The organism is Flavobacterium glaciei (assembly GCF_003350545.1).
Lineage (GTDB): Bacteria > Bacteroidota > Bacteroidia > Flavobacteriales > Flavobacteriaceae > Flavobacterium > Flavobacterium glaciei.
In genome coordinates, this window is the sequence record NZ_QQBA01000003.1 from 1 (window position 1) to 18,135 (window position 18,135).

Annotated in this window: 10 protein-coding genes and 1 tRNA gene; 6 read left to right on the top strand and 5 right to left on the bottom strand. The window is 36.2% G+C overall.

Annotation, left to right across the window (positions count from 1 at the left end; genetic code table 11):
* Positions 1 to 333: 333 nt before the first annotated feature.
* From DFR66_RS03475 to rseP, 3 genes are all read right to left on the bottom strand, one after another.
* Complete coding sequence (locus DFR66_RS03475; RefSeq protein WP_114753465.1) at positions 334 to 1,977, bottom strand: amidase family protein; 1,644 nt, start codon at positions 1,975 to 1,977, stop codon at positions 334 to 336.
* 566 nt (positions 1,978 to 2,543) lie between these two features.
* Positions 2,544 to 2,617, bottom strand: a tRNA-Asn gene (locus DFR66_RS03480).
* 137 nt (positions 2,618 to 2,754) lie between these two features.
* The gene (gene rseP / locus DFR66_RS03485; RefSeq protein ID WP_114753466.1) at positions 2,755 to 4,098 is read right to left on the bottom strand and encodes an RIP metalloprotease RseP; all 1,344 of its coding nucleotides are present in this window, start codon (positions 4,096 to 4,098) and stop codon (positions 2,755 to 2,757) included.
* A 223-nt stretch (positions 4,099 to 4,321) separates the two neighbouring features.
* Between rseP and DFR66_RS03490 the strand changes: the two genes are divergently transcribed.
* The 6 genes from DFR66_RS03490 to DFR66_RS03515 all read left to right on the top strand — a co-directional run bounded on the left by DFR66_RS03490 (position 4,322) and on the right by DFR66_RS03515 (position 13,316).
* On the top strand, positions 4,322 to 5,389 hold the full coding sequence (locus tag DFR66_RS03490) for an NADH:flavin oxidoreductase/NADH oxidase (RefSeq protein ID WP_114753467.1): 1,068 nt from the start codon (positions 4,322 to 4,324) through the stop codon (positions 5,387 to 5,389).
* A 335-nt stretch (positions 5,390 to 5,724) separates the two neighbouring features.
* A complete protein-coding gene (locus DFR66_RS03495; RefSeq protein ID WP_114753468.1) occupies positions 5,725 to 6,765 on the top strand; it encodes a Gfo/Idh/MocA family oxidoreductase in 1,041 nt (346 codons plus the stop codon).
* Between the two features lie 167 nt (positions 6,766 to 6,932).
* A complete protein-coding gene (locus DFR66_RS03500; RefSeq protein ID WP_114753469.1) occupies positions 6,933 to 8,144 on the top strand; it encodes an MFS transporter in 1,212 nt (403 codons plus the stop codon).
* Positions 8,145 to 8,591: 447 nt separating this feature from the next.
* Positions 8,592 to 11,429, top strand: coding sequence for a TonB-dependent receptor (locus tag DFR66_RS03505; protein WP_114753697.1), 2,838 nt, complete (start codon positions 8,592 to 8,594; stop codon positions 11,427 to 11,429).
* A 10-nt stretch (positions 11,430 to 11,439) separates the two neighbouring features.
* Entirely contained in the window at positions 11,440 to 12,795 is a 1,356-nt protein-coding gene (locus DFR66_RS03510) for a DUF5689 domain-containing protein (protein ID WP_114753470.1), read from the top strand.
* 59 nt (positions 12,796 to 12,854) lie between these two features.
* Complete coding sequence (locus tag DFR66_RS03515; RefSeq protein WP_114753471.1) at positions 12,855 to 13,316, top strand: FKBP-type peptidyl-prolyl cis-trans isomerase; 462 nt, start codon at positions 12,855 to 12,857, stop codon at positions 13,314 to 13,316.
* A gap of 472 nt (positions 13,317 to 13,788) precedes the next feature.
* Here the strand turns inward: DFR66_RS03515 and DFR66_RS03520 are convergent, their stop codons facing one another.
* Positions 13,789 to 15,906 (bottom strand): glycoside hydrolase family 97 protein, encoded by a 2,118-nt coding sequence (locus DFR66_RS03520; RefSeq protein ID WP_114753472.1) that lies wholly within the window; start codon positions 15,904 to 15,906, stop codon positions 13,789 to 13,791.
* 305 nt (positions 15,907 to 16,211) lie between these two features.
* Complete coding sequence (locus DFR66_RS03525) at positions 16,212 to 17,858, bottom strand: DUF6377 domain-containing protein (protein WP_114753473.1); 1,647 nt, start codon at positions 17,856 to 17,858, stop codon at positions 16,212 to 16,214.
* Between the last annotated feature and the right edge of the window lie 277 nt (positions 17,859 to 18,135).

Below are 18,135 nucleotides of genomic sequence, written 5' to 3' on the forward strand. Positions count from 1 at the left end.
CGCTTATAACGGATGTTTAAAATCCTGTTATAAGCGTTTCTTTATTGTCTAAAAAACGACTCTAATCAAAATAAGCGAAGTTTTTCAGTGCCCTCCATCACTGCAAAGTCTTTTTTAAAAAGGTTCTACCGATAGCTATTGAGATTTGTGCGGTTCATTTATTCGATGATTAACTTTTTATATGTTTTAAAGTAATTTCATTGAAATTTCAGGTTTCTGTATTAGGTTTTTAATATCAATTTTGCTTTGCATTTTCTTACTTTAAATTAAAGTTGTAACCAACTTAAAAGTGATTTAATAGATGCGTGTATTTTTAATTTTAATTTTTTAAAACTATTTATAGTCGTTAGGTAATTTTCTGGTTTTGGTTGCTTTTTCAAAGGCAAATCCCATTTTTAAAAGGGCATCTTCTTGATAGGGTCTTGCTATGAAGGTAAGTCCCCAGGGTTCTCCTGTTGCTTTATACCCCATAGGGATCGTAAGGCAAGGATAGTTGGCCGCAGCGGCATGGCCAGAGTTGTTATTGTTTATGGATAGGATGGCGTCGAGTTGGTATTTTACCATTGGTGTTTCAAAAAATTGGACACCTGCTTTTCTGACTTTGGCTATTATTTGCAATAATTCTGCGTCAGTGGTTTTGTCGGATAACATACCATCAAAACGGCCTTGACCGTAAGGAATTTTTAATGCTGCATCACTATTGTTGTAGGCTACAATTTCAGCAATAGACCGACTAGTGACTTCATTTGAAGCATAGGTATTCAAATAATTAGGGAGGTCGACTTTCATGTCGGCAGTAAGTATGGTTCCAAAACCGTCAAAACTCATTGGTTCAGGTTCATATTCAACGACTGTACCACCCAATTTAATGATGGTATTGATACTTTGCTTATAAATGGAATCTGCTAAAAAGGTTGTAATGGCGCCAAAACGCAATCCTTTTAGTGTACCCGTTTTTAGATGATCGAGGTATTGTATGTTTTGTGGACTATTTTTGGTGGCGGGATCATTCTTGTCTTGTCCGCTCATAGCTGAGAGAAGGATGCCATTATCAGTAATGTTTTTTGTCATGGGTCCAGGCGTATCTAAGGTACTTGAGATTGGAACGATACCTGTACGACTCAATAAACCCGTAGTTGGTTTTAGACCAATAAGTGCATGTTGCCAAGACGGAGAAATTATGGAGCCTGAAGTTTCGGTACCCACTGCTGCTGCTGCATAATTAGCGGCTATTGCGGCTCCGCTTCCTGAGCTTGAACCTCCAGTATCAAATATTTTGCGTCCATAGGGATTAAGTGTTTGTCCTCCTACCGCGCTATAGCCATTAGGGCCTATCAAGAAAAGATAATTAGCCCATTCGCTGAGGTTTGTTTTTCCTAAAATGATAGCGCCTTTGTCTTTTATTTGGGTAATGATGAAGGCATCGGTAGCGGTATTGTTGCGCAGCAAGTGCGTTCCTGCGGTGGTAGGCATTCCCTCCACGTTGGTGTTGTCTTTTATAAGTATTGGCATACCGTAAATAGCGTGGTCGTATTTAGATTTGTTATTATCTCTCTTTCGCGCTTCATTAACGGCCTCAGGGTTAACGGCAACAATCGCGTTGAGCATTTTGTCTTTGTCATTTTCAAATTTAGCAATACGGTACAAATACCATTTTGTCAATTTCTCGTAGTTGAGGTTGCACGATTGAATATGAGCTTGAATGGTAGGAATGTCTTGTTCTAATATTAAGGGTTTTAGTCTTTGATACTCGCTTTCGGAAAAAGTACCTAGCTGTTGTGCTATGTTTTTCAACATCGCATTTTTATCCAGAATTTTTGACTGGATCAATTTGTATTGCATTCTTGGGGATGCGTTGGTAGCGTTTTTTGCTAGTTCTTCGGTTTCGTCATAAGGTGTCCATGCCGGAATAACGGTTTTTTGAGTAGGCTTACAAGCCAGTATAAAAAACAGGGAGAGGAAAAGAATTTTCTTCATTAAAGCTAATTTTTAGGATTATGTATTGGGTTTTTTAGGTCAGGTTTAGTTCGTTTTTACACTATTTGCTTAATCGAAGCAACTATTAACAAAAGGTGTTGGATGTATATTCGAAAGGAAAGACATTAAAATCCGCAAGTTCAAAACAGTATTAAGTGTCTTTATCTATTCCCGAACCTATTTGTAAATAATAGGTCATGTGATCGAAATTCAAAGATATACAATTAATGTACTATTAGAGCAAAATTGTAGCAAAGGCAGGATAGGATTCTTCAAAAAAAAAGAGTTGGCTTTTTGGCAAGAGTCGTAATTAGAATTGTAGTTTATTTGCTTCATGTTTCCAATTGATTTTGAGTTAAACAATTGGCATAACAATTCGGAATTTTAAAATGGGTACCTCGAGATTTTAGATGGGTACCGCAATGGGTACCTTTTTTTATCAAAAAACATGTCAAACATGTCAAATGACAAAATTTCCATTTTATAATAAAACATCGTTAAGTACTGATTTCACTACCGCTTTAAAACAAAAAAGACCTTACATTGCTGTAAAGTCTTTTAAAAAGCTCCCTCTCTTGGGCTCGAACCAAGGACCCTCTGATTAACAGTCAGATGCTCTAACCAACTGAGCTAAGAAGGAAACTGTATATTTTTATTCTGGTGTGAATGAACGTTTTTGTTTGCTTTATTATGATATGCGTTTCAGTTGTAAAGCGGTGCAAAGATAGGCTATCATTTGGTTTTTGCAAATAAAAATCAAACTTTTTTTATTTTTTTTTACTTCCCTACAATTGCCTTGTAAATGTCATTTCCATTAGCAAATAGTAGCAGTGTTATAAGTAATACGAAACCAACCATTTGAGCATTCTCTAGGAATTTATCACTTGGTTTTTTACCACTAATGATTTCATATAATAAAAACATTACGTGACCACCATCTAGTGCAGGAATAGGCAATAAGTTCATTACACCAAGCATAATTGATAGCAAAGCGGTGATGTTCCAGAAAACTTCCCAGCTCCAAGTTTTAGGGAAAATATCAAATATTGCCTTAAAACCACCTACTTGTTTGTAAGCACCAGTACTTGGACTGAAAATCATTTTTAATTGTTTTCCGTATCCTACTAATTGGTCTTTTCCTTTAGTAATTCCTACCGGGATAGATTCCAATAAGCTAAATTCTTGTTTACTGATTTTATAGTAACCTAATTTTTCTAATGATTCCATGCCTAAACCTCCGGGTTGAACGCCAAGTTTCCCATCTTTAGAAATAACAACAGGAACTTGAACTTCTTTTTGATCTCTTAAAACAGTAGCAGTAATCGATTTGTTTTTGTTGTTCTCCAGAACAGTTTTTGCTTGGTCAAAATATTTTGTTGGTTGGCCGTCAAGCGCAACAACAATATCCTTTGGTTGTAACAAAGTATTTTTAGATTCATCAGAAACAGCTCCTATTACAAAAGGTCTTCTGATATCTAGCAACATACTTTTTTCTTGTTTCGACAATTGGTCTACAAAATCATTCGGCATTTTAATTGCTTGTTCCGTTCCATTTCGTACAATTAGTACCTCTTTTGCCATGATAACTTTCATAGTCAAGTCATTGTCAAATTTGACGATTTTTTCACCATCTACCGATACGATTTGGTCTCCAGTTCTGAAACCAACATTTTGCATGGTTTTGTTTTCTACTAATAATCCGTCCTTCAAATCTTCATTAGCAATATAAGTTTCGCCATACGCAAATGCCATTCCTATATATATGATGAAAGCCAAAATAAAATTTACGGTAACACCACCCAACATAATAATCAAACGTTGCCAAGCCGGTTTAGAGCGGAATTCCCATGGCTGCGGAGGAAGTGCCATTTGTTCCTTGTCCATACTTTCGTCAATCATTCCGGAAATTTTTACATAACCACCTAAAGGCAACCAACCGATACCGTATTCAGTTTCGCCAATTTTCTTTTTGATAAGGGAATATTTAACATCAAAAAATAAGTAGAATTTTTCGACTCTGGTTTTAAACAATTTAGCAGGAATAAAATGTCCTAATTCGTGAAGTATAATCAGTAATGATAAGCTCAATAAAAATTGAGAAAGCTTGATAACTATGTCCATTTATTTGTCATTGCGAGGAATGAAGCAATCTAATCCTCTTATTAATTTAATTTTTAACTCACAAAAGTAAGGTTTTCTATTTGTATATTTTACAATAATTGTTCCATACCATTTTAAATGTTTGTTAATTAATGTAAATTGAATTCTCAGTTTGAGTTGTGAATCTTAACTTTACTTTTTTGAAATGAGTATTTCTTGTTTCTTTCACTTTTAAAATAAAGATATGTCTTCAAAGTTATTTTCTCCTCTAACAATAAAAAGCATCACGCTCAAAAATAGAATAGCCATTTCACCAATGTGCCAATATTCAGCCCAAGACGGCTTTGCCAATGACTGGCATCTCGTACATCTGGGAAGTCGCGCCAGCGGTGGAGCAGGATTAATCATTCAGGAGGCGACTTCAGTTTCTCCCGAAGGCCGAATTTCACCAGAGGATTTAGGACTTTGGAAAGACGAGCAAATCGAAAAAATGCAACAGATTAATCAATTCATCATCAGTCAGAAATCGGTTCCCGGAATCCAATTGGCGCATGCCGGAAGAAAAGCGAGTGCCGCATCACCATGGAACGGAGGTCGAAAACTAGACGCTACACAAGGCGGCTGGGACACCGTGGCACCAAGTGCAGTTGCGTACCATCATACTGAAAACGCTCCAGTCGCATTAGACGAAGCAGGAATTCAAAAAGTAATTTCCGACTTTAAAGCAGCCACAAAAAGAGCTGTTCAAGCCGGTTTTCAAGTAATGGAAATTCATGCCGCACATGGGTATTTGTTGCATCAGTTTCTTTCGCCATTATCTAATTTTAGAACCGATGCTTATGGCGGAACTTTCGAAAGCCGAATCCGTTTAACACTCGAAGTTGTGGATGCTGTTCAATCTGAATGGCCTGAAAACTTGCCTTTATTCGTTAGAATTTCGGCTACAGATTGGGCAGAAGGCGGATGGAATACTGAAGAATCTGTACAACTTTCGAAAATATTAAAAGAAAAAGGAGTGGATTTAATTGATGTTTCTTCGGGAGGATTAGTGTCGCATCAACAAATTCCGTTGGGTCCAAATTATCAAGTTCCTTTTGCGGAAAGCATAAAAAATGAAACTGGAATCCTGACAGGAGCTGTAGGTTTAATTACTGATGCCACTCAAGCTGAGGAAATAGTAGCTTCAGGAAAGGCGGATTTAGTGTTAATTGCTAGAGAATCCCTTAGGAATCCGAATCTTGGATTGACATTTGCCCATGATTTACAAGCAGATATCGAATGGCCAAAACAATACGAAAGAGCTAAAAAGTAAGATTTTGATTTTGAAACATATAAGTCATGTAAGTTTTACTTTTAAAAATTATAAAACAACTATATAAAAATATTCCAATTCTTATATGAACTTATATGCCTTATATGTTAAATAAATAGGTTTCAGTCTCCATTTTGAAAAAAAAGAAAAGACAAAAAGTTGACTACTTGTTTAATTTTTTAAAACTTACATGACTTATATGTTTAAAAAAAAATATGATTCTCTATTTTTGAAAGAAAATAAATGACAAAAACTTCACTACTTATTAAATTTTTAAAAACTTATGTGGCTTATATGTTTAAAAAACACACGCCAATAATTTGAAAAATAATACCATGCAAAAAATAAAAACAGCTTTGCTTTCCTTCGGAATGTCTGGAAAAGTATTTCATGCTCCGTTCATCACATTTCATCCGGGATTTGAACTTCTTGGTTCTTGGGAACGAACAAAAAAATTAATCCACCAAGATTTTCCTACGGTAAAAAGTTACGCCACGATAGAAGAGTTATTGCAAGATGATGTAGATTTAGTTATCGTAAATACGCCGGTGGAAACGCATTATGAATACGCAAAACAAGTACTTCTTGCCGGAAAGCATGCCATTGTCGAAAAAGCTTTTACCACAACGGTTGCCCAAGCACAGGAATTAGCTGCTATCGCCAAAGAAAAAGGATTGAAACTGGCTGTTTTCCAAAACAGAAGATGGGACAGCGATTTTAAAACCGTCCAGAAAATAATTTCAGATAAAGTAGTAGGTGACATTGTGGAAGCCGAATTCCATTTCGACCGCTACAATCCTATTTTGAGTCCAAAACAACACAAAGAAACGGCTAATTCTGGCGCTGGAATTCTGAAGGATTTAGGACCTCATTTGATAGACCAGGCTTTATGCTTGTTTGGTTTGCCGCAAGCGGTTTTTGCGGATATTCGTATCACACGGGAACATTCTTTGGTAGATGATTACATTGATATTTTACTGTATTATTCCAATTTCCGTGTCCGCCTCAAAGCAGGATTTTTTGTTCGAGAAGCGATTCCAGCCTTTGTTATTCATGGTAAGAAAGGCTCGTTCCTAAAACCGCGTGGCGATGTGCAGGAAGACGAATTAAAACTAGGAAATAAACCAAATTTGGATACTTGGGGAACGGAATCTTTAGATAAAAAAGGGCTTTTACACACTGAAATTAGTGGAGAAATTGTCCGTGAAATTATCCCAACACTTCAAGGGAATTATTATGAATTTTTTGATGGTGTACATCAATCGATTATTAATGACTCAACTGAGCCTGTGACGGCACAAGAAGGTGTTCATGTAATGCAAATTATTGAAGCGGCTATACAAAGCAGTGCCCAGAAAAAAGCAATTGACCTATAAAATATACCGCAAATTCGCCAATTTCTATATTTTTTAAAAATTCGCGAATTTGCGGTAATCACTTTTTATAAACAATAACGTTGTATTTCTCCTCAAATGTGTTGTTTTGACACAACAAATGATTGCTTTTTGTAATTTTGACACCTTAAATGCTAAAATAAATCACTTTGATAGATTTAAACTTTTTAGGAAGGTCAAAAACGAAAGCCAAACTTAAGAAAACATATACAGAAGCCAAGGTTTCTTATTTAAACCGTATTCGTTGGGCAGTTTCTATGTTCTACTTTGGGATGGGATTGTGTTTTGCCACTTGGGCCAGCCGAATCCCTGATATTAAAACTGCTTTACACCTCAGCGAAGGTGATTTAGGAAGTATTTTATTCGCTTTGCCATTGGGACAATTAGTGATAATGCCTTTTTCTGGAAAATTAGTCACCCGTTTTGGCAGTCACAGGATTTTGATATTCGCCCTTTTATTTTATGTTTTTAGCATGACGAATTTAGGCTTGGCCAGTCAGGCTTGGCAGTTGTCATTGGGATTATTCGTGTTTGGAATCTTTGGAAACCTATCTAATATCGCTGTAAACACACAAGGTGTATATACTGAAGTGCTTTTCAAAAAAACCATCATGTCTTCCTTTCACGGGATGTGGAGTTTTGCCGGATTCATGGGAGCATTAGTAGGACTTGGAATGCTAGCTTTTGAGCTTACACCATACATTCACTTTCTTATAGTGGCTGTAATCGTATTTTTGATGGTGGCTTTCAATTATAAATTTTTAATAAAAGCCAAAGAAACTATACAAACCGAAAAGAAAAAAATGTTCTCAAAACCGGATAGCGCTTTGATTTGGTTGGGAATAATCGGGTTTTGTTGCATGGCAAGCGAAGGCGTCATGTTTGACTGGAGCGGTGTTTATTTCAAAGATGTTATCAAAGCACCTGGACCATTAGTGATTTTGGGATACACTTCTTTTATGATTATGATGGCTGGCGGACGTTTCTTAGGTGACGGTCTGATTCGTAAATTTGGTCGAAAAACCGTCTTGCAAATCAGCGGTATCATGATATCAGCAGGGCTTTTTACAGCCGTATTCTTCCCGTTTGTCATTCCCGCAACCATCGCGTTTATGTTCGTTGGTTTAGGAGTTTCCACCATCGTTCCCACAGTGTATAGTGTGGCCGGAAAAACCCCAAATGTATCGCCCAGCGTAGCCTTAACGACCGTTTCCAGCGTCAGTTTTCTGGGTTTTCTTATGGGGCCGCCCATCATCGGATACATAGCGGAGCTGTCAAGCCTTAGATTTTCATTCGCATTTATCGGCGTTTTTGGGATTCTAATCGCCCTTATGGTGTCCCGAATCAAAGCAATCGAATAATTATATATTTTAGGAGCACTACATTTTGTTTCCATAAAAACATTTTCTCCCGCTGTTCGCAGTATCCACGCCCAAAAGCGTGGGATACTTGCTGCCATCGGGGCTACTGAAATCGTTCTGATTTTCTAAGAACTTTCCCCAAAACGGATTCATTAAAAATATTTTCATCAAAAATTTATCTGCTACTATTTTTTTAATATATTTAACATTATAATTCTTTCAAGCAGAAATTCCATTTAATGCTGAATCTCAAATACCACTTTTTCAGCTGTATTTTAATTAGGTTAAATACCACTTTTCCAAAATTCACTTTTAATTATTTAATGTTATTCCATTTAGGATAACGTTTGCCTTTTATTTAGTTCAACCGTTACATTTTATTGTAACGGTTGAACTTCTTATTGGATGTCCAGTTTCAAAAAATATAAACCATCATCCGTTGTATCTATGAATAAATTTTACTTTGTTTTCTTTTTTATCATTCAACTAGGTTGTATTACAGCACAAAACAAAACAGGATTTTTAGGAAAAGTCGTGGATTCTAAAACCCAAAATCCATTAGGTTTTGTTGTCGTCAGTATTCAAAATACGACCTTGATGCAACTCACTAAAGAGGATGGAAATTTCAGTTTTGATGCCGTTCCCACAGGAAACATTTTGTTTTTGGTACACAGTCAGGGTTTCAAAGATGGCTTGTATCCAGTCGAAATTACCGAAGGACAAATGCTGGATTTAGGAACCATAACTTTAGAAGAAGACCAAACCACAGAACAACAAAATAGTATTATTACACTAATCGAAAGCGATTTTGGCGAGGACAATAGCAATTCCGAAAGTACTTCCGGACTCCTGCAATCCTCCCGGGATGCTTTCTTGCAAGCCGCTGCCTTCAACTGGGGACAAGCTCGTTTTAGAGTTCGGGGATTAGACAGCGAACATTCCACAATGATGATCAATGGCGTTTCCATGAACAAAATGTATGACGGAAGACCACAATGGGGTGAGTGGGGCGGATTGAATGATGCGCTCCGCAATCAGGAATTTACATTAGGAACTGCTCCTTCAGATTACACGTTTGGTGGGATTTTAGGAACACAGGAAATCAATACGCGGGCTTCCATTTACAGACCTGGTTCCCGAATCTCATTTTCATCAACCAATACCAATTACAGTTGGCGCACGATGGCAACACATGCCTCTGGTATGAATTCCCGCGGTTGGGCTTTTGTAGTTTCGGCAGGAAAACGCTGGGCACAAGAAGGTTATTTTGAAGGGACTAACTATGATGCGAATTCCTTTTTTATAAGCCTCGAAAAAAAATTAAGTGAGAAACATTCCTTGAATCTAACCGCGCTTTATACTCCGAATTCCAGAGCCAAAAATTCTCCAAACACTGCCGAAGTTACGCAGCTGACAAACGTAAAATACAATTCGTATTGGGGTTTTCAAGATGGTAAAAAGAGGAATGCCCGCATAAAAACGATTGAAGAACCTACGATGATGCTGAATCATTATTTTAAAATCAATGATAAAACCAATTTGAATTCGAGTGTGATGTATCAATTTGGAAAAATTGCCAACAGCAACATCGATTATCAAAATGCCAATAGTCCAGACCCAACATATTACAGAAAAATGCCCAGTTTTTACAGTTCACTTTATGCGCCGGATAACGGAGAGTTTTCAGGAGCATTTACTCCAGATTATGAAAACGCGGAAAAAAGTAAAGAGAGATTTTTAGCAAATTCTCAAATCGATTGGACGGCTTTGTACCAAGCCAATCAAAATCCAGTTCTAGATGCTAATGGAACAATTACGGGCTACGAACCCACAAAAAGCAAGTACGTTTTGTATGAAGATCAAGTAGAAGATGAAACGGCGGTGGCTACAACAAATTTGAGTGCGCAATTATCAGAAAATATTTTTATGAATGCCGGAGCATCTTTCAAAAAACTAAAATCGCATAATTCACAAAAGTTATTGGACTTGCTTGGCGGTTCTTATTTTGAAGATATCGATGCTTTTTACAGCGGGAATCAATCGCAATCTGACCTCAACAATCCAGACCGTCAAGTAGTTGTTGGCGATACGTATGGCTACAACTATAATTTTTTTGCTAATACTTTAGAAGCTTTTACCCAATTCAAATTCAGCTATAATAAAGTAGATTTTTATCTGGCACAAAATTTTTCAAGCGCTACTTATCAAAGGGAAGGTTTATACAAAAATGGGATTTATGAAACCAATTCCTTTGGTAAAAGTGAAAAAGTTGCGTTTGAAAACTTTGGCTTCAAAGCCGGATTCAATTTGAAAATATCTGGAAAACAATTGGTGACTTTTAATGCGGCACATTTGACCAAAGCACCCTCTTTAAAAAATACGTTTGCGAATTCCCGATTGAATAATGCAATTGTAAACGGAATCGAAAGTGAGAACATCAGCAGTTTAGATGCGAGTTATGTGTATAGGTCTCCACAATTGAAGGCCCGACTAACTGCCTATTATTCTTTAATTAGAAATGCGACTCAAATTTCTTTCTTTTATGCCGAAGGAATTTTTGATGATGGCGCGGGTTATTTAAACACCGATGCTTTTGTGAGCCAAACATTAACAAAATTGAATAAGAAGAATATGGGCGCTGAATTTAGTTTAGAATACCAATTGACGCAAACATTTAAAACTACTTTTTCAGCCGCTTTTGGCGAATATACTTTTGACAGTAATCCCCATGTGACATTGACAAACGATGCCGAAGCAACTCCAGAAAATAGCAGTCCGGTTTTTGATTTTGGAACAGCTTCTCTCAAAAATTACAAGCAAGCGGGAATGCCACAACGTGCGTATTCTGTAGGAATTGAGTATCGAGATCCTAAATTTTGGTGGATTAGCGCCAATGTAAATTACCTCACAAATAGTTACATTGATATTTCACCCATTTCAAGAACCGAAATATTTTATAAAAATCCAGCAAGCGGTTTCAATTTTCCTGAGGCAACTGAGGAGCGGGCAGCCATTCTAATTAAACAAGAAAAATTTGATCCAACTATGTTGCTCAATCTTGTAGGTGGAAAATCATGGCGCATTTATGGAAAGAATGTTGGAGTTTTTGCCAGCATCAACAATGTGCTTGATGTTACCTATAAAACGGGTGGTTACGAACAAGCCCGGAAAGCTAATTTTAGAAAAATAAATCAAGATGTTTCCAGCGGCACTCCTTCTTTTGGACCAAAATATTTTTACGGATACGGCAGAACGTATTTTGTGAACCTTTATATCAATCTATAAATTAAAGTATATGAAATCAACATTTTACAAATCGTTTTCATTAGTGTTATTGACAATTTTATTTGGTAGTTGTGTTACGGATGAGGTTTTGCCTCCAAAACTAGTTTGTACCCAACCGGATTTGATTACAAATAAATCAGTCAGCGAAGTTCATGCTACTGCTAATGCTATTGTGACGCAATACAAATACGATGATATCATCGAGGCTTATGTAGTTTCCAGCGATGAATCGGGGAATTTTTTCAAGTCGATTTCTTTTCAGACTTTGGCAACAGCCACAAAGCCAGCCACAGGATTTAGCGTTCCTGTGGATGCTACAAACCTTTATATTGACTATAGGTTGGGTAACAAAGTATACATAAAATTGAAAGACCAATACACGGATATTTTATTCGGTGGAATGCGTATCGGGAGTATTTTCGTGAATTCCTATAATGAAGGCGGAGTAGGGCGGCTTTCGCAAAATGAGTACAAAAAGGTGTTGAATGCGTCTTGTACAAACGTAAAGGAAGACGTTCTTGTTCGGTCGTTAACTATGTCGGAACTATTAAATGACTCTAATTTAAATACATTGGTCGAATTGTCAGATGTTCAATTTTCAGCTGCTGCAATAGGGCGTCGTTATTTTGAAGAAACTAATAATGTTGGCGGTGCGACGAATTGGGGATTGATGGATAAATTGGGGAATCAAGTCTATTTTAGAACGAGTAGTTTTTCTGATTTTGCTACTAAAGTTGTCCCTAATGGAAGCGGAAAAGTGAGAGGAATTTTGACCAAATATGGAACGGATTACCAATTATTACCCCGCTCCGAAAAAGATGTAGTGATGACAGGACCAAGATCAGTTCCTTTTTTCTCAGAAGATTTTGAAAAAGTGGTCGACAAGTCGAATTTGAGTCTTCCAGGTTGGGCAAATATGGTTCAAAAAGGAACACTTTTCTGGAAAGGCAGAGTGTATTCCGGAAACGGGTATGCAGAGTTTGCCATTAGTGGAACCAAAGTAGTTTCAAATATTGCTTGGTTGATTTCACCAAAAATTGACATGGATACTCATACAAACGAAGTCTTGACTTTTAGAAGTGCTCAGCATCATTTAGATGTTGATTCGCCATTAAATTCTCTCGAAGTTTATGTTTCTACTAATTTTGATGGGTTAAATTTTGCTACTGCAAATTGGACACCGTTGGTTGTCAATTTACCTAAACAAGCCACGCCTTGGTATCAGTTTGTGGGAAGTGGCGCCGTAGATTTATCTTCATATAAGGGTAAAATCAATATTGCTTTTAAGTATACGGGCTCTGGAAGAAATCTGGCTCTGGATGGCGCTTTTCAAGTAGATGATGTTCAAATTTTTGGGGAAAAATAATTTTATAAAAGGTTCTACTTGAATTGCTATATTTGCAGTCTTAACCTTTAAATTAAATTATGAAATCTACTTTATTAGCATTTGTTTCTTTATTATTTGTTTCTTGTTTATCGGATAACGAAGCATCTAAACCTGTTGATTACACGGTTCAAAACGAAAAAGAAATCGTGGATTACATTGAAAAAAATAAATTGACTGCCACAAAAACCGATTCAGGTTTGTATTATGTGGTTAATGAAGCGGGAACTGGCGCTCAACCAACAGCTTCATCGAATGTGACAGTGGCGTACAAAGGATATTTTACGAATGGGAATGTTTTTGATCAAAGTAATGCTGCAGGAATTTCTTTTGGTTTAAACCAAGTAATAAAAGGATGGACAGAAGGTATTCCTTATTTTAAAGAAGGTGGAAACGGAATTCTTTTAATCCCCTCTCATTTAGGGTATGGAAGCAATGGTAGCGGACCAATTCCGGGAGGTTCTGTTCTTATTTTCGATGTCAAACTGATTAAAGTAAATTAGTTTTAAAACTCTTATAAAATCATAAAAGGCTGTCTAGTTGGACAGCCTTTTATAGTTAATTACTTTTTATCTGAATTCGATTATTATTTTAGAATTATTTGAATCTCATTAATTTGAGATAAACTGGTTTTCCTGCAAGGTTTTTTTTTGACCTTGTAGGTATATAAATCTAATAAAAATGATACCTACGAGGTTTTAGAAACCTTGCAGGATTTTATAATACCAAAATAAAAAGGCTGTCTAGTTGGACAGCCTTTTATAATTAATTACTTTTTATCTGAATTTGATTATTATTTTAGAATTATTTGAATCTCATTAATTTGAGATAAACTGGTTTTCCTGCAAGGTTTTTTTTGACCTTGTAGGTATATAAATCTAATAAAAATGATACCTACAAGGTTTTAGAAACCTTGCAGGATTTTATAATACCAAAATATAAAGGCTGTCTAGTTGGACAGCCTTTTGTAGTTAGTTATTTCTTGATTTCAACGATGCTTATCGCATAACCTCCACCAGGAGCGCTAAGTTGTGACAGTTTCGATTGGTTCATTACTTTGATTTTACGAATTGTATACGCTTGCGGATTGGTTTTATAATGAGCATCTTTTGCATCAGCATAAATCGTAGCCTCATATTTTTTTCCTTTTTCCAAGAAATCAAATTTGATGGTTGAGGTACGGGAAGTATCGCCATTTACATTACCGATGAACCAATTGTTAGTCACTTTTGCTTTACGAGCAACGGTAACATATTGACCAGGTTCTGCTTCCAGGTATTTACTGTCCGACCAATCAATTGCTACATCTTTGATAAACTGGAATGCATCTGGAAAACGATCATAATTTTCTGGCGTATCAGCTGCCATTTGCAACGGGCTGTACATCGTTACATACAATGCCAATTGATTTGCAAGTGTGCTATTCACATGAGAATTGTTGTCTTTATTCATTTTACTCAAATCCATTTCAAAAATTCCAGGAGTATAATCCATCGGTCCTCCCACTAAACGTGTAAAAGGCAACACGGTAACGTGATTTGGTTTAGAACCTCCAAAAGATTGATATTCGGTTCCTCTTGCCGCTTCATTACCAATTAAGTTTGGATATGTTCTTGCAATTCCTGTTGGGCGAACTGCCTCGTGCGCATTCAACATAATTTTATAATCAGCAGCTTTTTCTATTGCGAATTGATAATGGTTATTCATAAACTGGTTGTAATGATTTCCGCCATTTTCAATGATAGAACCTACATAACCACTTTTTACAGCATCGTATCCATTGTCTTTCATAAACTGATACGCTTTATCCATGTGGCGTTCGTAGTTACGCACAGAACCCGAAGTTTCATGGTGCATCATCATTTTAACACCTTTTGATTTGGCATATTCATGCAATCCTTTGACATCAAAATCCGGGTATGGAGTCAGAAAATCAAAAACATAATCTTTAGAATGACCAAACCAGTCTTCCCAACCTTCATTCCAGCCTTCTACTAAAACCGCATCAAAACCGTGTTTCGCTGCAAAATCAATGTATTTTTTTACATTAGCATTATTCGCACCGTGTTTTCCATTCGGTTTTGCTTTTGAAAAATCAGTAACGCCAAGTTGCACCGTAGGAAATTCATCCGTGTACGCCCAAGAACTTTTTCCAGTAATCATTTCCCACCAAACACCTACGTATTTAACCGGTTTTATCCATGATGTATCTTCAATTTTGTTAGGGTCGTTCAAGTTCAATGTCATTTTTGAAGCTAGAATTTCTCTTGCGTCGTCACTCACAATTATGGTACGCCAAGGCGAATGATGTGGAGCTTGCATATATCCTTTGTCTCCTTTTGCATCAGGTGTCAACCACGATTCGAAAACCATAGTTTTATCATCTAGATTCAAATGCATGCATGAATAATCGATTAATGCTGCTTCGTGTAAATTGATATACAATCCGTCCGCGGTTTTTAACATCAATGAAGTTTGAACTCCTGTTGTTGAAAAAGAAGTTTGCGATACATTTTCAGTAGTTGCTTTCTCTGATAATTCTCTAATCTCTGATAGTTTGGACGTCGTATAATCGTATTCTTGCGTATCATAATCACCCGGAATCCAAAACGCGGTATGATCGCCTGCCATGGCAAACTGGGTTCTTTCTTCCTTGATTACAAAATAAGTAAGGTTTTTTTGAGAAGGGAATTCATAACGAAATCCTAGACCATCATCAAACAAACGGAAACGAATCACAATTTGTCTATCGGTTTCTTTTTGATTTAAGGTTACTGCTAATTCGTTGTAATGATTGCGAATGGAGGCTACTTCTCCCCAAACTGGTTTCCAGTTTTCATCAATAGTAGTAGTTTTTGTTTCAACAATTGTGAAATCATTTAACAACGATTTTTTGTCGTTTTTCAACTCAAGACCCAATTTACTTGGTTTTACAACTGCTTTACTTTTGTAATTTAAACTGTAACTTGGAGTTCCGTCGTTTTGTAAGGAGAACTCCATTACAAATTTTCCATTTGGTGATTTTAACTGCTGCGATTGTGCAGGGCTAAAAAACGCGAGCCACATTAGGGCAGTGAAAAAAAATTGCTTCATTTTTTTAATCGAATTTGATAAATTAATATTTTAGGTTTAGTAATAGATTGTGATTTTCACGAAATGAATGTATTGAAGAACGCAGTGTTTTCCACATTTCGAAAAGGTAAAAGTAAACGCTTTATACACTACATATTTTTGTCATCATAAAAAAGTAGATTGCGTTTCTCATTTTTAAACACAAGATACTGAATAACTGTTTATTATATAAATTTAGTGTTTAAAAAAAGTGGTAGATTTATACTAAAAAAGTGGTCATTGAGATGGTTTTAATCCCAAAGACCTTCTAGAAAAACAGTATTTTTCTATTTTAAATTGGTTCCAATTCGCATTACGTTAGCTTCAAAATCTTCTCGTGGACCTGCTGCTTTGTTTTTGAGTTGCGAACGGTAATTGTAAATTGTGGACACCGAATACCGAAGGAAAGTCGAAATTTTTGCGCTGTCCTTGATGCCCAAACGAATGAGTGCAAAAATCCGTAGTTCCGTATTTAGCAGTTCGCCTTCTTTCAATTGTATGGCTTCGTCATCAATCAATAAAGAGCTGAATTCTGCTATGAAGTTAGGAAAGAGTTGCAGGAACGTCTTGTCGAAATTCGTTAGAAATGTTGCGAGTTCATTTTCGACAAACTGTTTTGACTTTACGGCACTTATCAGGTCGTTCATTTTTCCTGTTGTTGCCATGACATTCAATTTTCGGCGGTATTCGTCTAGTTTTCCAATGTAGTCTGAACACTGATCCATGTAACGGCCGATATATATTTCTTTCAAAAAATTGGCTTCGGTCAGCGTATAATTGGTTTCGTTCAATTTCTCATTGAAAGTGTTCAATTCTGCATTTAATTCTGAAAGCTTACTGTTAGCCAAACTTAAATCCTGCTTTGCTTTGGACAATTTTTTCATTTGCTTAAAAAATAAAAAAAGCACCGCCAACAGGAACACGGATAATATACTCGCACTTATTAAAAACAGTACCAACTGAAATCGATTGGTTTCATTTTGTTTTTGATATGCTTCGTTGATAATGGGCAACATCTTCGATATTTCATAGGTTCGTAAGCGTGCATTACAAAAAAGAGCATCTTCAAGCGAGCGTTTTATGTATTTGTAAGCGCGGTCAATATCCCCATTTTCATACATTAGAAAAGCCAACGAACGCAACGAAATATATTCTTTTTTGGCCAACTGCAAATCGGAAATAGCCGAAATAGTTAACCATTTTTTTTCCTGCTCAGCATCTTTTTTTTGGCGATAAGCCTGTGAAATAATGTAGGCAATAACCGCTCGATCATCACTGTTTTGCGAAATTTTTGGGAAATAGTTCAGTAATAAAACCAGTGTTTCCTTGTGTTTTCCTGCATCAAGAAGCGTACTGGATTTCGCCATAATATAGGCGCTTGATTGCGGTTTGTAATAATTTAAAGAAGAATCACGGTACTTTTTTGTTAAAATAATATACTTCTTTTTTTCCTGAAGTGAAGCCGCATAATCAGACATATAGCCATAAACGACGCTATTTACGGTAAAATAATAGCCTTTTAATTCGGGTGAAGTTGTGATGTTGATATGATTAAGAATATCCGTAGCTTCCTTGTACATTCCTAATGTTCCCATGATGGAAGCTAGATTTAATCGGGCATGATTTAGCTTTTCAATATCATTTAGTTTTTCGGCAATTTGAAAACTCTTTCGAGCGTAGATCAAAGCAGAATCTGATTGATACGATTTATATTCCGCATACAACTTTCCGTAAACATCATATTTTTGAATATCGGAAGAAGTAGAAATTAGCAGTTCTTTGAGTTTGTTGATTTGAACCTCTTTTTTATCAGAATACAATTGGTAATCAGCAACTGTTTCATCTAATTCCTGCAATAATTGTTCAGAATTATTTTGGGCAAAAAGAAAAAGAGGAGCCAAGAATGCAATAAGTATTGTCAAAAAGCGATTCATTCAAATGGGATTAAATTCTGGTAAAAATAATTAAAAATCCAATGGAACTGCTAAAGTAAGCAAGGCAAACGTATGAGGTTTTAAAACAACCGCAAATTCACCACTATTTTTTAGCCACAGATTTCACAGATTAACACAGATTAACACAGATTAATTTGTTATTTAACTTTTATAACTTTTTAATCGTTACAGTATTTAGTAAAATATCTTTTGATTTATTGTGAGTTGTCTGTCTCTATATTTAGATATATCAAAACGAGAAAAATCCTTTTAAACT